This window comes from Streptomyces sp. 7N604 (assembly GCF_052245475.1).
Classification (GTDB): Bacteria; Actinomycetota; Actinomycetes; order Streptomycetales; family Streptomycetaceae; genus Streptomyces.
In genome coordinates, this window is sequence record NZ_JBQQBX010000070.1 from 1 (window position 1) to 15,399 (window position 15,399).

Annotated in this window: 14 protein-coding genes and 2 rRNA genes; 12 read left to right on the forward strand and 4 right to left on the reverse strand. The window is 72.7% G+C overall.

Annotated elements, in window-relative coordinates:
* The 4 genes from ACTWP8_RS37635 to ACTWP8_RS37650 all read left to right on the forward strand — a co-directional run.
* Positions 1-106: ribosomal RNA gene (locus ACTWP8_RS37635) — 23S ribosomal RNA — on the forward strand; the annotation flags it as partial.
* A 137-nt stretch (positions 107-243) separates the two neighbouring features.
* Positions 244-360, forward strand: a 5S ribosomal RNA gene (rrf, locus tag ACTWP8_RS37640).
* Positions 361-597: 237 nt separating this feature from the next.
* The gene (locus tag ACTWP8_RS37645; protein WP_443326552.1) at positions 598-1,536 is read left to right on the forward strand and encodes a hypothetical protein; all 939 of its coding nucleotides are present in this window, start codon (positions 598-600) and stop codon (positions 1,534-1,536) included.
* Positions 1,537-1,574: 38 nt separating this feature from the next.
* Entirely contained in the window at positions 1,575-2,300 is a 726-nt protein-coding gene (locus tag ACTWP8_RS37650; protein WP_443326563.1) for a hypothetical protein, read from the forward strand.
* A 15-nt stretch (positions 2,301-2,315) separates the two neighbouring features.
* Here the strand turns inward: ACTWP8_RS37650 and ACTWP8_RS37655 are convergent, their stop codons facing one another.
* Entirely contained in the window at positions 2,316-3,650 is a 1,335-nt protein-coding gene (locus ACTWP8_RS37655; protein ID WP_443326553.1) for a DUF1015 family protein, read from the reverse strand.
* Between the two features lie 68 nt (positions 3,651-3,718).
* On the opposite strand from ACTWP8_RS37655, the gene ACTWP8_RS37660 reads away from it, so the two are divergent.
* The 4 genes from ACTWP8_RS37660 to ACTWP8_RS37675 all read left to right on the forward strand — a co-directional run bounded on the left by ACTWP8_RS37660 (position 3,719) and on the right by ACTWP8_RS37675 (position 8,060).
* Complete coding sequence (locus tag ACTWP8_RS37660) at positions 3,719-4,774, forward strand: HAD hydrolase-like protein (RefSeq protein WP_443326554.1); 1,056 nt, start codon at positions 3,719-3,721, stop codon at positions 4,772-4,774.
* Between the two features lie 127 nt (positions 4,775-4,901).
* Entirely contained in the window at positions 4,902-5,951 is a 1,050-nt protein-coding gene (locus ACTWP8_RS37665) for a FecCD family ABC transporter permease (protein ID WP_443326555.1), read from the forward strand.
* A gap of 41 nt (positions 5,952-5,992) precedes the next feature.
* Positions 5,993-7,066 carry a FecCD family ABC transporter permease gene (locus ACTWP8_RS37670; protein ID WP_443326556.1) on the forward strand — a complete coding sequence of 358 codons (1,074 nt, stop codon included), beginning with the start codon at positions 5,993-5,995 and terminating at the stop codon, positions 7,064-7,066.
* Positions 7,067-7,139: 73 nt separating this feature from the next.
* On the forward strand, positions 7,140-8,060 hold the full coding sequence (locus ACTWP8_RS37675) for an ABC transporter ATP-binding protein (RefSeq protein WP_443326557.1): 921 nt from the start codon (positions 7,140-7,142) through the stop codon (positions 8,058-8,060).
* Here the strand turns inward: ACTWP8_RS37675 and ACTWP8_RS37680 are convergent.
* The gene (locus ACTWP8_RS37680) at positions 8,008-8,355 is read right to left on the reverse strand and encodes a sterol-binding protein (protein WP_443326558.1); all 348 of its coding nucleotides are present in this window, start codon (positions 8,353-8,355) and stop codon (positions 8,008-8,010) included. The two genes, ACTWP8_RS37675 and ACTWP8_RS37680, sit on opposite strands and share 53 nt — an antisense overlap.
* 66 nt (positions 8,356-8,421) lie before the next feature.
* Between ACTWP8_RS37680 and ACTWP8_RS37685 the strand changes: the two genes are divergently transcribed.
* The 3 genes from ACTWP8_RS37685 to ACTWP8_RS37695 are packed head-to-tail and all read left to right on the forward strand — an operon-like array spanning position 8,422 to position 10,536.
* The gene (locus ACTWP8_RS37685) at positions 8,422-8,820 is read left to right on the forward strand and encodes a hypothetical protein (RefSeq protein WP_443326559.1); all 399 of its coding nucleotides are present in this window, start codon (positions 8,422-8,424) and stop codon (positions 8,818-8,820) included.
* Positions 8,821-8,827: 7 nt separating this feature from the next.
* Positions 8,828-9,634 (forward strand): TlyA family RNA methyltransferase, encoded by an 807-nt coding sequence (locus tag ACTWP8_RS37690; RefSeq protein WP_443326560.1) that lies wholly within the window; start codon positions 8,828-8,830, stop codon positions 9,632-9,634.
* A 2-nt stretch (positions 9,635-9,636) separates the two neighbouring features.
* On the forward strand, positions 9,637-10,536 hold the full coding sequence (locus tag ACTWP8_RS37695) for an NAD kinase (RefSeq protein ID WP_443318757.1): 900 nt from the start codon (positions 9,637-9,639) through the stop codon (positions 10,534-10,536).
* On the opposite strand, the gene ACTWP8_RS37700 is transcribed toward ACTWP8_RS37695, so the two are convergent.
* Positions 10,472-11,455, reverse strand: coding sequence for a S41 family peptidase (locus ACTWP8_RS37700; protein ID WP_443326561.1), 984 nt, complete (start codon positions 11,453-11,455; stop codon positions 10,472-10,474). The genes ACTWP8_RS37695 and ACTWP8_RS37700 overlap by 65 nt on opposite strands.
* Before the next feature lie 195 nt (positions 11,456-11,650).
* Entirely contained in the window at positions 11,651-13,000 is a 1,350-nt protein-coding gene (locus tag ACTWP8_RS37705; RefSeq protein WP_443326562.1) for an FtsX-like permease family protein, read from the reverse strand.
* 228 nt (positions 13,001-13,228) lie between these two features.
* On the opposite strand from ACTWP8_RS37705, the gene recN reads away from it, so the two are divergent.
* On the forward strand, positions 13,229-14,983 hold the full coding sequence (recN, locus tag ACTWP8_RS37710; RefSeq protein WP_443326564.1) for a DNA repair protein RecN: 1,755 nt from the start codon (positions 13,229-13,231) through the stop codon (positions 14,981-14,983).
* Positions 14,984-15,399 lie beyond the last annotated feature (416 nt).

Consider the following 15,399-nt stretch of genomic DNA (forward strand, 5'->3'; position numbering starts at 1 on the left):
GTTGAGGGGTTAAGGCTCCCAGGAGACGACTGGGTTGATAGGCCAGATATGGAAGCCTGGTAACGGGTGGAGTTGACTGGTACTAATAGGCCGAGGGCTTGTCCTCAGATGCTCGCGTTCACTGTGTGGTTCCCGGACTGCGAACAGTCGCTCCGGTTGAATCGCAAATATCTCAATTGAAGAGTGTGCTTGTTCGCTGCCCTCGCCAAGAATTTCCGGTTTCTGCGGAATGGCGACTAGGGTTTCGGTGGTCATAGCGTTAGGGAAACGCCCGGTTACATTTCGAACCCGGAAGCTAAGCCTTTCAGCGCCGATGGTACTGCAGGGGGGACCCTGTGGGAGAGTAGGACGCCGCCGAACAATCTTTGGAGGACCCTTGGTCCCAGCGTGCAGCTGGGACCAAGGGTCCTTTTTGTTTTTTGTCGAGGCGCATCGGCCCGCCGGGTGCGCGAGAATGAATGCGGTAGCGCAAGACAGGAGTCACGTCGATGTCCACCAACTCGCCCGAGGATCGGCCCGGACGCTCAGAGCGCCGGCCGAGGCGCCAAGACGGCGGTGACCGGCGGGACTTCCGCGGCTCAGAGCCGCGTCGGGACCGTGACCGTGACCGCGATGGAGGCCGCGACCGTGGGAGTTCCCGCGGACGCGATGAGCGGCCCCGTGGGCCGCGTCGCGACGACGACCGTGACCGTGGCGGGTTCCGTAGAGACCGGGATGAGCGTGAGCGTTCCGGGTTCCGGCGGGACCGGGATGACCGCGGCCGTGGGGAGTTCCGGCGGGATCGGGATGATCGTGATCGTGGCGGGTTCCGGCGGGACCGGGATGACCGCGGCCGTGGGGAGTTCCGGCGGGATCGGGATGATCGTGATCGTGGCGGGTTCCGGCGGGACCGGGATGACCGTGACCGTGGGGAGTTCCGGCGGGATCGGGATGATCGTGATCGTGGCGGGTTCCGTAGAGACCGGGATGAGCGTGAGCGTTCCGGGTTCCGGCGGGATCAGGATGACCGCGGCCGTGGGGAGTTCCGGCGGGATCGGGATGATCGTGATCGTGGCGGGTTCCGGCGGGATCGGGACGATCGTGATCGTGGCGGGTTCCGGCGGGACGACCGGGGGCCTGGGCCGCGGCGTGATGACGAGCGCGGCGGCGGCTTCCGGGGACGGGACGACAGGCCCTCGTACCGCCGGGACGACCGGGACCGCGACCGCGACCGGGATCGGGACCGCGAGCGGCCCCGTGGGCCCCGTCGCGACGACGACCGTGAGCGGGGCCGGGACGAGCGGCCCCGTGGGCCGCGCCGTGATGACGAGCGCGGTGGCTTCCGTGGACGCGACGAGCGCGGGCCCCGCCGCCCGTACGGGCAGGGTGGCGGCCGCGGGCGCCCCGAGCGGGGTTCCGACCGGGGAGACAAGCGCTTCGGCCGTCGAGACGATCGCTCGGGCGGATACGCGCGCCGTGACGACCGTCCCCGCGGCGAGCGGGACCGCGACCGTGACCGCGAGCCGATCAAGCGGCTTCCGATTCCCGAGGACGTGACGGGCAACGAGGTCGACAAGGCTGTGCGGCAGGAGCTGATGAGCCTGCCGAAGACGCTGGCGGATGACGTCGCCAGGAACCTGGTCATGGTCGCCAAGCTGCTCGACGACGAGCCGGAGCAGGCCTACGCCTATTCGCGCGTGGCGCTGCGGCTCGCCTCGCGCGTCGCCGCCGTGCGTGAGGCCGCCGGCTTCGCCTCGTACGCCACGGGGAAGTACGCCGAGGCACTCGCCGAGTTCCGCGCCGCTCGCCGTATGACTGGGTCCGTCGAGCTGTGGCCGGTGATGGCCGACTGCGAGCGCGGCATGGGGCGGCCCGAGCGGGCGCTCGCCATGGCCGGTGAGCCCGAGGTGCAGAAGCTGGACCGCGCGGGTCAGGTGGAGATGCGGCTCGTCGTGGCCGGCGCCAGGCGCGACATGGGCCAGGCCGAGGCCGCCGTCGTGACGCTGCAGAGCTCCGAGTTGGCGTCGACGTCCGTCCAGCCGTGGACCGCGCGGCTGCGTTACGCGTACGCCGATGCGCTGCTCGCCGTGGGCAGGGAGGACGAGGCGCGGGAGTGGTTCGCCAAGGCTCTGGAAGCCGATCAGGGCGGGACCACGGACGCCTCGGACCGGCTCGCCGAGCTCGACGGCGTGGAGTTCACGGACGCGTTCGACCCGGAGGCGGCCGACGAGGGGGCCGAAGAGGCACAGGCGCAGCAGGGCGGCGCGGACCAGCCAGACCAGCCCGAACAGGCCGATCAGTCGCAACCCGACGAGGACTGAATTTCAGGTCTGTCTTCAGCCGAGTTCGAGGCTGCGCAGCACCAGGCCCGTGGCCGGTTTGGGGCCGAAGGATGTGGACTTGCGCGGCATCGTCACGCCCTGCTGGGCGAGTTCGCGGACGACCTCCTCGCGGACCGGATGCATCAGGACTGCTGTTCCCCCGCGCCGCTCCGCCTGTTCGACGGCGGCGGCGACGTCGTGGATGTAGAGGATGTGGTCGGGGCTGTCCGGGACCTGCCACACATGCTCGAGCAACGTCGTGTGCAGGACGGTCGCGTCGAGAGTGCGCCAGGCCTCCGGCGGGCCCGCCGGGACCGTACGGGCGAGGAGGCCGGGGTCCGGGCGGTCGACCAGGTGGAAGCCGCCGTCGCCTGCCAGCAGATACGCGTTGCCGCCGGTCCTCGGCGCCCCCGATGCCTCCGAGGCGGCAGCGAGGCTGTCGAGCGCCCGCGGGAGGGGACCGTCCACCTTCCGTACGCGGAAGGAGCCTTCGAGGGCCGCGACGGCGTCGGTGACCGGCAGCCGGTGGAGCAGCCGGTGGATCGCGCGGACGCGCAGCGGGTAGCGGGCCGTGTCGACGAGGAGGACCAGGCCCGAGTCCCAGGGGCCCGGTCCCGCGTGCTCGGCGCGGAGCCGCAGATACGTGGCCCAGCGGTGGTGGCCGTCCGCGATGAGGGCCTGGTGACCGGAGAGATCCGCGTCCGCCTCAGCGAGGTCGGCGGAGTCGGTCACGGCCCACAGCCGGTGGCTCACGCCGTCCTCCGTGGTCGTGGACAGCAGGGGTGACCGTTGAACGGCCCGCTCGATCACGGCGGTCGCTCCGCCGCCCGCGCCACCGCTCGCCCCGCCATCCGCCCCGTTCCCCTTCCCGTTCCCGCGGTATGTGAGCAGCAGCGGCTCGAGGTTGGCCGCCGTCTCGCGCATCAGGGCCGCGCGGTCCTCGACGATCTCCGGCATGACGTCCTCGTGGGGAAGGACGATGCCCTCCTCGGGAGGGCTGAGCCGCAGGGCGCCGATGAGCCCGCGCTGAAGCAGGTCACCGCTGCGCTGCTCGTAGACGTAGAGGGCCGGTTCCGGGTCCGCGGCGAGCACGCCCTCGGCCTGCCAGTGGCGCAGCGTCTCGGCGGCCTTCCTGTGACGGCTTGCGAAGCCCGCGGCCTGGGGCAGGATGAGCCGCACGATGTTGTGGGGGTCTGCGGTCTCGAGGTGGCGCAGGCCGTCCGGCCGGATCACGACGTCGTACGGCGGAGAGGTCACGGCGGCGAGGCTGCCGACCCGGTCCGGGACGTAGCGCAGTCCGCGGAAGGGCGACAGGCGCAAGCCCTCGCGGGCAGGCCCAGGTGTGCTCATTAGTGCATGCTATGCGGCCTGCGACGATGCGGGATGATCGGGAGAGCAGCAAGTGAGGAGCGAGAAGAATGAGCCAACAGCCCCGGATCCGGACTCGTACGGATGCGAGTGAGCGGCCGCTGAGCGAGGCGTACGACACGGCGCTGCTCGATCTGGACGGCGTGGTCTATGCCGGGGGCGGGGCCATCGCGCACGCGGTCGAGTCGCTGGAGGCGGCGCGCTCCGGCGGGATGCACCTCGCGTACGTGACGAACAACGCGTCCCGTACGCCGCGGGCGGTCGCCGAGCATCTGACGAGCCTCGGGGTGCCCGCGGAGCCGGGTGATGTGATCACGTCCGCGCAGGCGGTGGCGCGGCTCATCGCGGAGCAAGTTCCGGCGGGGGCCAGGGTGTTGGTGATCGGCGGTGAGGGACTGAGGGGCGCGCTGCGGGAGCGCGGACTGGAGCCGGTGGGGTCTGCGGACGACGATCCGGCAGCCGTGGTCCAGGGCTACGGCGGTCCTGAGCTGCCGTGGGGGCGCTTCGCGGAGGCCTGTTACGCGGTGGCGCGGGGAGTGCCGTGGTTCGCTTCGAACCTGGACCTGACGATTCCGAGTGCGCGGGGGATCGCCCCGGGCAACGGCGCCGCGGTGGAGGTCGTACGGCTCGTGACCGGCGGCGAGCCGCAGGTGGCGGGCAAGCCGCTGCCGCCGATGCACCGCGAGACGATTCTGCGGACGGGTGCCGTCCGGCCGCTGGTCGTCGGGGACCGGCTGGACACCGACATCGAGGGCGCGTATGTGGGCGGGGTCGATTCGCTGCTCGTCCTGACCGGGGTGACGGATGCGGCGCAGCTGCTGGCCGCGCCGCCGCGGCACCGGCCGACGTACGTGGCGGCCGATCTGCGCGGGCTGCTGGCCGGGCAGCCGGGCGTCGTGGAGGCGGAGAGGGGCGGTGTGGACGGTCGGGGCAGTTTCGTGTGCGGCGGCTGGACCGCGTCCGTACGGGACGGGGAGGCGGCGCTCGACGGGGAGGGCGACCCGGTCGACGGGTTGCGGGCGCTGTGCGCCGCGGTGTGGACGGAGGCGGGCGAGGGTGCCGGGGGAGTGGACACCGGCAAGTCGCTGGCGCGGCTGGGTTATTGAGCTGCGGGTGAGGTTCCGCTGCAGTTCCGCTGAAGTTCCCCGTTGCGCTGAGGTGGCGGTGGTCTGTCAGCGAGTCACCGGAGGGGCCGATCCCTGCTGATTGGTGAGGGCAGGCTAACCTAACCTCGTGTTGGTCGACAGCCCTCCCGAACGCGAAGAGAGACAGCTCGTGGCCGCCCCCCGGCGCCGCCGCGCGGCGCGCGCCCTCGGGCTGCTCGCTGCCGCCGGAGTCCTGCTGCTGGTCGCGGCCGCGAGCATCGCCGTTGGAGCCAAGCAGATACCGCCCGACCAGGTGTGGCACGGGCTGTTCCACTACAGCGGCAGCGACACGGACGTCGTCATCAGGGACGTACGGCTGCCGCGCACCCTGCTCGGGCTGCTCGTCGGCACCGGCCTCGGCCTGGCGGGCGCGGTGATGCAGGCGCTCACCCGCAACCCGCTCGCCGACCCGGGGCTGCTCGGTGTGAACGCGGGCGCCTCCGCCGCCGTCGTCTCCGCCATCAGCTTTCTCGGCGTCACATCCCTCACCGCATACGTCTGGTTCGCCTTCCTCGGCGCCGCCGTGGTATCGACCGTGGTGTACGTGCTCGGTGGCAGCCGCAGCGCGACTCCGGTCCGCCTCGCGCTGGCGGGCCAGGCGATGACCGCCGCCCTCTTCGGCTACCTCTACGCCGTCCAGCTGCTGGACACGGCCGCGCTCGACAAGATGCGCTTCTGGACGGTCGGTTCGCTGGCCTCCGCGAACGCGTCGGTCGTCGGGCAGGTGCTGCCGTTCCTCGCCGCCGGGACGCTGCTCGCGCTCTCCCTCGCGCGCCCGCTGAACGCCATCGCCCTCGGCGACGACACCGCCCGCGCCCTCGGCGCACACCTCACCAGGACCCGGGTGCTCGCCATGGCCGCCCTCACCCTGCTGTGCGGCGGCGCGACGGCCGCCTGCGGGCCCATCGTCTTCGTGGGGCTGATGGTGCCGCACCTCGTGCGCGCCCTGACCGGGCCCGATCTGCGGTGGATCCTGCCGTACGCGGCGGTGCTCTCGCCCGTACTGCTGCTGGGCGCGGACGTCGTCGGGCGGGTCGTCGCCCGGCCCGCGGAACTGCAGGTCGGCATCGTCACCACGCTGATCGGCGGCCCGGTCTTCATCTACCTCGTACGCCGCCGAAGGATGGCCCAGCTGTGAAGGCCCGGACCGTGAGGACACGGGCTACGGAGGCGCGGACTGTGAAGACGCGGACAGTGAAGGCGCGGACTGTGAAGGCGCGGACTGTGAAGGCGCTGCGCACCCGTGGCGGGCTGTCCGTCCGCGTCGACGTCCGCGGGACGGCCGCAGGGCTGCTGCTCGCGGCCCTCGCCCTCGTCATGGGCGTGGTGCTCATCGGCACCGGCGACTTCCCGCTCGCGCCGGCCGACGTCCTCCGTACGCTCACCGGCAACGGCACCCCGGCACAGGACTTCATCGTCAACGACCTGCGCCTGCCGCGCGTCCTCGTCGGCCTGCTCGTCGGCGTCGCGCTCGGCCTCGCCGGAGCCGTCTTCCAGAGCATCTCCCGCAATCCGCTGGGCAGTCCGGACGTCATCGGCTTCGGTTACGGCTCGGCCGCCGGGGCGCTCATCGTCATCGTGTTCCTCAAGGGCAGTACGTACGCGGTGGCGGCCGGTGCCGTCGGCGGCGGCCTGCTCACGGGGCTCGCGGTCTATCTGCTGGCCTGGCGGCGGGGCATCCACGGGTACCGGCTCGTGCTGGTCGGCATCGGGGCGGCAGCGATGCTCACCGCCGTCAACGGCTATCTGCTGACCGAGGCGGATCTGGTGGACGCCGCACGGGCCGTGGTCTGGATCACCGGATCGCTCAACGGACGCGACTGGGCGCAGGTCTGGCCGCTGATGGGCGCGTGCGCCGTACTCGTACCGCTGGTGCTCGGGCAGGGGCGCGCGCTGCGCACCCTCGAGATGGGTGACGACTCGGCGTACGCGCTGGGGGTGCGGGTCGAGCGCACCCGGCTTCTGCTGACGCTGGCCGCCGTGCTGCTCACCGCGGCCGCGACCGCCGCGGCAGGGCCCATCGCCTTCGTGGCCCTGACCGCGCCGCAGCTCGCCAGGCGGCTCACCCGCTCGCCGGGGCCGAACCTGCTGCCCGCCGCCTGCATGGGCGGGGCCCTGCTGATCACCGCCGACTGGACGTCGCAACGGGTCTTCGGGGCCGACCAGCTGCCGGTCGGCGTGCTGACGGGCGTCCTGGGCGGCGGCTACCTGCTGTGGCTGCTGGTGACCGAGCGCAGGGCGGGCCGGATATGAGGACATACGAGGCCCGGCACGCCCGACAGAACAACCGCCAGGGCCCGACAGAACAACCGCCAGGAGAGATCCCTTGACCTTGCCCCCCTCGAACCGCCTCTCGGCCGAATCCGTCACGCTCGCCTACGACCGGCGCACCGTCGCCGAGGACCTGTCCGTATCGATCCCGGACCACTCCTTCACGGTCATCGTCGGGCCGAACGCCTGCGGCAAGTCGACCCTGTTGCGCGCTCTGTCGCGCATGCTCAGGCCCATGGCGGGCTCCGTGCTGCTCGACGGGCAGGCGATCGGCTCGCTGCCTGCGAAGAAGGTCGCGCGCACGCTCGGGCTGCTGCCCCAGTCCTCGATCGCCCCGGACGGGATCACGGTCGCCGACCTCGTCGCGCGCGGCCGCTACCCGCACCAGGGACTGCTGCGGCAGTGGTCGGCGCAGGACGAGCGGATCGTCGATGAATCGATGGCGGCGACGGGCGTGGCGGAGCTCGCGGATCGCTATGTCGACGAGTTGTCCGGCGGGCAGCGCCAGCGGGTGTGGATCGCCATGGCCATCGCCCAGCAGACCCCGCTGCTGCTGCTCGACGAGCCGACCACGTACCTCGACATCCAGCACCAGATCGACGTGCTCGACCTCTGCGCCCAGCTGCACGAGGAGCAGAGCCGTACCCTCGTCGCGGTCCTCCACGACCTCAACCACGCGGCGCGCTATGCCACCCATCTGATCGCTATGCGTGGCGGGGAGGTCGTCGCCGAGGGAGCGCCGGGGGAGATCGTCACCGCTGAGCTGGTCGAGCAGGTCTTCGGGCTGCGCTGTCAGGTGATCGACGACCCGGAGACCGGGACCCCGCTCGTCGTGCCCGCCGCGCGCGAGCGCCGTACGGGTGGGGGCGGGGAGGGCCGGGGCGCGCGTACGGTCACCGGCACGGCTGGGGTTACGGCCGGGGTTACAGCAGCGAGCGCAGCCGCAGCAGATCCAGGAGCCCGGCCTCGAGCTTGATCCGGCCGGTGCCCCACGCCTTCGCGAAGTTCAGCTGCCCGTCGACCATGGCCACCAGGTCGTCGCTGGCCATCGTCAGCCGGATCTGGGCACGCTCCGGCGGCGGCCCCGGCACGGTCGTCACGTCCTTGATCCGGCTCTGCGCGAGGCGGCCGACGAACGTGATGTCCAGGTCGGTGATGCGGCAGCTCAGCGAGCGGTCCAGCGCGGCGGCGCTGCGCAGGTCCCCGTCCGCCTGTGCGAGATTCTCCGAAAGCCGGTCGAGCGCCAGCCGGCACTCCTCGATCGTCTTCATCGTGCTCGACGGTACCCCAGAGCCTCGTTCCCCGAGGACGGCGCGGTTCGGGGTAGCGTCGGGGCCATGAACGAGTCGATGCCCGGTGCTGAGCAGGACCGGGAGCCGGAGCGGGTGGCGGGGGCCTGGCACGAAGGCGGGCCCGGGGCCGACGTCGAGCAGGAAGCATCCGTGGACGCAGCAGTGGACGTTGCCGGGGACGCCGCCCAGGAGACCGTGCACGAGTCGGACGCCGGACCCGCGCCCCTCGGAATCCCGCGTACGCCCACCGGGAACGCCGAGGTGGACGCCCAGCTCGACCGGCTGGCCGACGCCGACCACCTTCCCCCCGACGGCCACATCGAGGTGTACGAGGATGTGCACCGGGGCCTGCGCGACGCCCTCACCGCGCTCGACGCCCGTCCAGGCCCGCCGCCCCCCGCCCCCTCGGGACCCGCACCCGGGCCGTACGACAACAGGAGCTGAACCGCACGTGGCACGACGCCGACTCGATGCGGAGCTGGTGCGCCGCAAGCTGGCCCGCTCGCGGGAGCACGCGAGCCAGCTCATCGCCGCGGGCCGGGTGACCGTCGGCGGCACCACCGCCACCAAGGCCGCCACCCAGGTGGAGACCAGCGCGGCGGTCGTCGTGACCAAGGACGACAGCGACCCGGAGTACGTCTCCCGCGGCGGACACAAGCTCGCGGGCGCGCTCGCCGCCTTCACCCCGCTCGGGCTGAAGACCGAGGGCCGGCGCGCGCTCGACGCGGGCGCGTCGACAGGTGGCTTCACCGATGTGCTGCTGCGGGCGGGCGCGGACCACGTCGTCGCCGTGGACGTCGGCTACGGCCAGCTCGCCTGGTCTCTGCGGAATGATGAACGCGTGACCGTCAAGGACCGTACGAACGTACGCGAGTTGACGCTTGAACTGATCGACGGGAAGCCGGTGGACCTGATCGTGGGTGATCTTTCCTTCATCCCGCTCGGTCTCGTGCTGCCCGCGATGGTGCGCTGCGCCGCGCCGGACGCCGACTTCGTGCTGATGGTGAAACCGCAGTTCGAGGTGGGCAAGGACCGGCTCGGCAGCGGCGGCGTGGTGCGCAGCCCCGAGCTGCGCGCCGAGGCCGTACGGACCGTCGCCGGACGGGCGGCCGGTCTTGGCCTCGGAGTGCTCGGCGTCACCGCGAGTCCCTTGCCGGGTCCGTCCGGTAATGTCGAGTACTTCCTTTGGCTGCGCGCCGGGGCGCCCGCTCTCGACCCGGAGGCCGTTGACCGAGCAGTGGCGGAGGGGCCACGTTGACGATGACGACGACTGCACGGACCGTGTTCCTGCTCGCCCACACCGGCAGGCCGGCCGCCATCCGCAGCGCCGAGCTGGTGGTGCAGGGCCTGCTGCGCTGCGGAATCGGCGTACGGGTGCTGGCGGAGGAGGCGGCGGACCTGCCGCTGCCCGCCCAGGTCGACCAGGTCGTGCACTCGGAGGACGTGCTCGACGGCAGCGAGCTGCTGGTGGTGCTGGGCGGTGACGGGACGCTGCTGCGCGGCGCCGAGCTCGCGCGGAGCTCGGGTGTACCGATGCTCGGCGTCAACCTCGGCCGGGTCGGCTTCCTCGCCGAGGCCGAGCGCGACGACCTCGACAAGGTGGTCGACCGGGTCGTCACGCGCTCGTACGAGGTCGAGGAGCGCATGACCCTCGACGTGCTGGTGCGCAACAACGGCCAGATCGTGCACCGCGACTGGGCGCTCAACGAGGCCTCGGTGGAGAAGGCCGCGCGCGAGCGGCTGCTGGAGGTCGTGACGGAGGTCGACGGGCGGCCGGTCTCGCGCTTCGGCGGCGACGGCGTCGTCTGCGCCACGCCGACGGGCTCCACCGCGTACGCCTTCTCGGCCGGTGGGCCTGTCGTCTGGCCGGAGGTCGAGGCGCTGCTCATGGTCCCGATCAGTGCCCATGCACTCTTTGCGAAGCCGCTGGTCACCGCGCCGGATTCGGTGCTCGCGGTGGAGGTGCAGCCGCAGACTCCGCACGGCGTGCTGTGGTGCGACGGGCGGCGCACGATCGAACTGCCCGCGGGCGCGCGCGTGGAGGTGCGGCGCGGTGCCGTACCGGTGCGGCTCGCGCGCCTGCACCACGCGTCGTTCACGGACCGGCTCGTCGCGAAGTTCGCGCTGCCGGTGGCGGGCTGGCGCGGGGCGCCGCACTAGGTGCCGTCCGGGCGGGGCCGCAGGGCAGGCTCCAGTCCCGTCGTGTCCGCTCCTCGGTGAGGAGTGCGCGGGCACGGGTGAGGGCCGAGTCGCGGTGGGCGGCGAACTCCTCGTCGGTGAACACCGGCGTGCGGATGTCCGGCGGGATGCCCGCGCCGTCGAAGGTCGTGCCGTCCCCGCCATCCTCGCCGCCCCCGCCGCCCGCCGTCAGGAACTCCTCGTTGGGCAGGGAGAACGACCAGCCGTTCGGCAGTGTGCGCTCGAGGGTGTCGGAGAAGGCGCCCTGGGTGTTCTCGCCGATCCGGGTGGGCGCGGGGGTGCGGCCCATCAGGGCCTGGGCGAAGGTTTCGCCCGCGCTGATCGTGAGCCGTCCGGTCAGGACCGCCACCGGCCCGGTGAAGACCGGCCCACCGCCGTACGGGCGCACCCGTATCGGCTGCCCCTCGGTGAACTTCCCCGGGTCGTCGGGGTCGTTGCGCGCGTGCTTGACGTACGCGGTGTACGCGCGCCCGGTCAGCCGGGAGGCGATCCGCAGGCCGAGCGGGTCGGCGCCGCCACCGTTGAAGCGCAGATCGATGACGAGCCCCCGCAGAGCACCCGCCCCCTCCATACGGTCCTTGGTGAAGACGGCGTCGAGCGCCCGGTCGAGTTCGGTGAGGTCGCTCGCGTAGTCGCCCTTTTCGGTGAAGTCCGAGAAGCGGGTGATCCGGAGGTTGCCGATGCGGCCGGGGAGATCGGCGTAGGCGAGCGCGCCCCGGCCCCAGCGGCGCTGGGTGACCCCGACGCTCTCGGCTGTCGCTTTGTCGATCCTCGCGATGTTCTCGGGCGTCGGGAGTTCCGTGTCCTGCCGATGGCCCGCGTACACCTTGCCGGGGCCCGCGACCAGGTTGGTGTGGGCGTCGTGGAGCGGCTCGATCATGTTCCGCAGGATGGCGAACAGCTCGTCGTCGGTGGTCTTCGCGGTGGCTCGGGGACGGTAGCGGTGGCGAGCGCCAGGGCGACGGCGGAGGCACGGCGTCGGCTGCGCCGGGCAGGGGTGCTCATGGCGTACCTCCGAAGGATTTCGGGTGAGTTGGGTGGGGGCAGCGCCGTGGACCGCGTGGACCGGGTCCGGTCAGGCCGCCTCGATCCTGGTGATGGCCCGCTCGCGCAGGGCGGACTGCACCGGCAGGCCCGTCGCGAGCAGCGCCAGCAGCAGCGTGCCGCCCGCCACGCCCGCGGCCACGTTCCACGGCACGTACGGCATGGGGTTGCCGTACGCGGCCCCCAGGATCGGCGCGAGGGTGGCCAGGGCGATCGCGGCGCCGAGGAGCAGCGCGGTGAGGGCGACGACCGCGGCCTCCCACGCGGCCATCGCCCGCAACTGGCCCGGCAGCATGCCGATCACCCGGAGCAGGGCCACCTCGCGGCGGCGCTCGAAGGAGACCATCGCGAGGGTGTTCGCGGCGGCGATCGCGGCGAACGACGCGTAGAGGCCCGTACCGACGTAGTCCAGCCAGACCTCACCCGCGCTGCCCGCCGAGCCCGTACGGTGCTCGGCCGTCGTATGCAGCGCGATCTTGGTGGTGCCGAAAGAGACGACCAGGACGAGCGGGACGACGGCGGCCGAGAAACGCCGGGTCTGGGACCGTACGTTCAGCATGGCCAGCCGCGCGCTGCTGCCGAACGGCCGGACCGGACCCGACGCCAGCCACGCCGCGGGCCCGACGATCCGCGGTCCCAGCAGCCCCACGCCCGCGCAGAACAGGAGCAGCACGAGAAACGCGGCGGCGCTCTCCTCGCCCGACGGCTCCCGCGCGAGCAGCGCGCACAGCACCGCACCGCCCGCGACGGCCAGCACGCCCAGCGGAGCCCGCAGCAGCCCCAGCCTGCGCCGCCCCGTCGCCGCCTCCCGGAGCGCCTTCGCCGGACGCAGGAGAGAGAAGCGCAGGGACGCGATCTGCGCCGCGATCGCCGACGTCACGACCGCGACGCCGAGGGATACCGGCAGACCGGCCCAGCTCAGCCGGAAGGACACCCCGGCGGGTATCAGCCCGTGCTCCGCCATGTCGTCGAACCACAGCCGCGCCACCACACACCCCAGGCCGAAGCCGGCTGCCGCCGAGGGCAGCGCGGCAGCCACCGCCTGGGCCACCACGGCCCGCCGGATCTGCGGCGGCCGCGCGCCGATCGCCCGCACCAACGCGAACTCACGGTGCTGCTGCGCCACGGCCGTGCCCATCGTCGAGACGACGACGAAGACAGTCAGGTAGACCGAGCCGATGAGCAGGACGGCGGCCATCGTGTCGACTGAGTTCTCGGTGATCACCCGGCGGGCTTCCGGTGACAGGCCCTTCGTGCCCGTCACGGACAGCATCGTCGTCGCGGCGCTCACGACGCTCGCGGCGAACAGCGCCGCGACGGCCGTCCCGACGAATGCCGGCCGGTGCGCGCGCAGCGCCGCCATGGCCAGTCCTGTAGCCATTCCGTACAACCCCCGTAGCCCTGCCGGGCCTTCGCTGTTCATCGATACGGATCCAGCGTCGTCCGCGGGCGGGGCCCCGGCCATGGAGCGATCACCCGGGACCGGGGTGGGGCTGTCCCCAGGGAAGGGGCGGTGACGACCCGCCCCCGACCCCGTAAGAGGACCAGCGGGGGAGGGCGTCGCGCGGCACCCTCGGAACCTCGTAAGGTCGTGTCCGTGTTGGAGGAGATGCGGATACGGTCGCTCGGGGTCATCGACGATGCGGTCGTCGAGCTGTCACCCGGCTTCACCGCGGTGACCGGCGAGACCGGCGCGGGCAAGACGATGGTCGTCACCAGTCTCGGCCTGCTCCTCGGCGGGCGCGCCGACCCCGGCCTGGTGCGGATGGGCTCCAAGGCTGCGGTCGTGGAGGGGCGGATCACCGTCCCCGCGGACGCCGCGGCCGCGGTACGAGCGGAGGAGGCGGGCGCCGAACTCGATGACGGCGCGCTGCTCATCAGCCGTACGGTCTCTGCGGAGGGGCGGTCCAGGGCGCACCTGGGCGGGCGGTCCGTACCCGTCGGGCTCCTCGGCGAACTCGCCGACGACCTCGTCGCGGTGCACGGCCAGACCGACCAGCAGGGGCTGCTGAAGCCCGCGCGGCAGCGGCAGGCCCTCGACCGGTACGCGGGCGATGGCGTGGCCGCGCCGCTGGAGAAGTACGGGGCCGCGTACCGGCGGTTGCGAGCGGTCGCCGCCGAACTGGACGAGCTGACGACGCGGGCGCGCGAGCGGGCCCAGGAGGCGGACCTGCTGCGGTTCGGCCTCGACGAGATCGCCGCCGCCGAGCCCAGGCCCGGCGAGGACACCGAACTCGCCGCGGAGGCGGAGCGGCTTGGCCACGCCGAGGCGCTGGCCTCGGCCGCGACCACCGCGCACCGGGCGCTCGCCGGGGACCCGGAGGACCTGGAGGGCGTGGACGCGGCCACGCTGGTGGCGGGCTCGCACCGCGCCCTGGAGGCGGTACGGTCCCACGACCCGGCGCTGGCCGCGCTGGCCGACCGGCTCGGCGAGATCGGCATCCTGCTCTCGGATGTGGCGGGGGAACTGGCGGGCTACGCCGACGACCTCGACGCCGATCCGCTGCGGCTGGCGGCCGTTGAGGAGCGGCGCGCGGCGCTGGCGCACCTGACGCGCAAGTACGGCGAGGACATCGCGGGCGTCCTCGCCTGGTCCGAGCAGAGCGCCGCCCGGCTGGCCGACCTTGACGGCGACGACGACAGGATCGGCGAACTCACGGCCGAGCGGGACGCGCTGCGGGCCGAACTCTCCGGCCTCGCCCAGGCGTTGACGGACGCGCGGAGGGAGGCGGCGAAGCGATTCGCCGACGCGGTCACGGCGGAACTCGCGGAACTCGCCATGCCCCACGCGCGCGTGAGCATCGACATCCGCCAGACCGAGACCGATGAGGCGAGCGGGATCGAGGTCGACGGGCGGGCCGTCGCCTTCGGCACGACGGGCGTGGACGAGGTCGAGCTGCTGCTCGCCCCCCACCCGGGGGCGCAGCCGCGGCCGATCGCCAAGGGGGCGTCGGGCGGCGAGCTGTCGCGGGTGATGCTGGCGGTGGAGGTCGTCTTCGCCGGGTCGGAGCCGGTGCCGACGTATCTGTTCGACGAGGTGGACGCGGGCGTGGGCGGCAAGGCGGCGGTCGAGGTCGGCCGGCGGCTGGCGCGGCTCGCGAAGTCCGCGCAGGTCGTGGTCGTCACACACCTGCCGCAGGTCGCTGCTTTCGCGGACCGGCACCTGGTGGTCGAGAAGACGAACGACGGGTCGGTGACGCGGAGTGGTGTGAAGGCGATGGAGGGCGAGGACCGGGTGCGGGAGCTGTCGCGCATGCTGGCGGGCCAGGAGGACTCCCAACTGGCGCGCGCACACGCGGAGGAGCTGCTGGAGGCGGCGCGCGCCGCAACGGGTCGCCTCGCCGGCGGGGCCGCTCCGCGGTAGCGGGCCCTCCGGAGGCGGGTGGCTGCCGCTGGTGCGGTGGGTTGCACCGGTGGTGCGGTGGGTGGTTCCGGGGCCGGGGCCTCCGGGGTGGGGGGTTCTGGAACGTATATTTACGGGCCTGGCGGCCCACAAATATACGGCAGCTTCCAGAACCCCCCACCCCTCCGACCCCGTCCCCTCCGGCCGGTGACCAACCGACGGCCGCATGGCCCGCCACGTACCGAGACCTTGTCCCGGACGGCGACCTGAGGGGTCGGCAGCGGCGTGCAGACCCCGTCCCCGGGAGGGCGAGTGCGTGCCGCATGGCCCGGCTTCGTACGCCCCCCGTTGGCCAACCGGGGGCACATGGCCCGGCTGGTGCCGGGATGTTGAGGCGGGTGGCAGGCGCGTGGCGGCGTGAGGGGGTGGGGCGGGGT

Bases quoted from the DNA above. Each gene is read 5' to 3' on its own strand.
- ACTWP8_RS37705 (WP_443326562.1), bottom strand. From the start codon at position 13,000: ATGGCTACAGGACTGGCCATGGCGGCGCTGCGCGCGCACCGGCCGGCA.
- ACTWP8_RS37680 (WP_443326558.1), bottom strand. From the start codon at position 8,355: ATGAAGACGATCGAGGAGTGCCGGCTGGCGCTCGACCGGCTTTCGGAG.
- ACTWP8_RS37650 (WP_443326563.1), top strand. From the start codon at position 1,575: ATGAGCCTGCCGAAGACGCTGGCGGATGACGTCGCCAGGAACCTGGTC.
- ACTWP8_RS37700 (WP_443326561.1), bottom strand. From the start codon at position 11,455: ATGATCGAGCCGCTCCACGACGCCCACACCAACCTGGTCGCGGGCCCC.
- ACTWP8_RS37660 (WP_443326554.1), top strand. From the start codon at position 3,719: ATGAGCCAACAGCCCCGGATCCGGACTCGTACGGATGCGAGTGAGCGG.
- ACTWP8_RS37685 (WP_443326559.1), top strand. From the start codon at position 8,422: ATGAACGAGTCGATGCCCGGTGCTGAGCAGGACCGGGAGCCGGAGCGG.
- ACTWP8_RS37655 (WP_443326553.1), bottom strand. From the start codon at position 3,650: ATGAGCACACCTGGGCCTGCCCGCGAGGGCTTGCGCCTGTCGCCCTTC.
- recN (WP_443326564.1), top strand. From the start codon at position 13,229: ATGCGGATACGGTCGCTCGGGGTCATCGACGATGCGGTCGTCGAGCTG.
- ACTWP8_RS37695 (WP_443318757.1), top strand. From the start codon at position 9,637: ATGACGACGACTGCACGGACCGTGTTCCTGCTCGCCCACACCGGCAGG.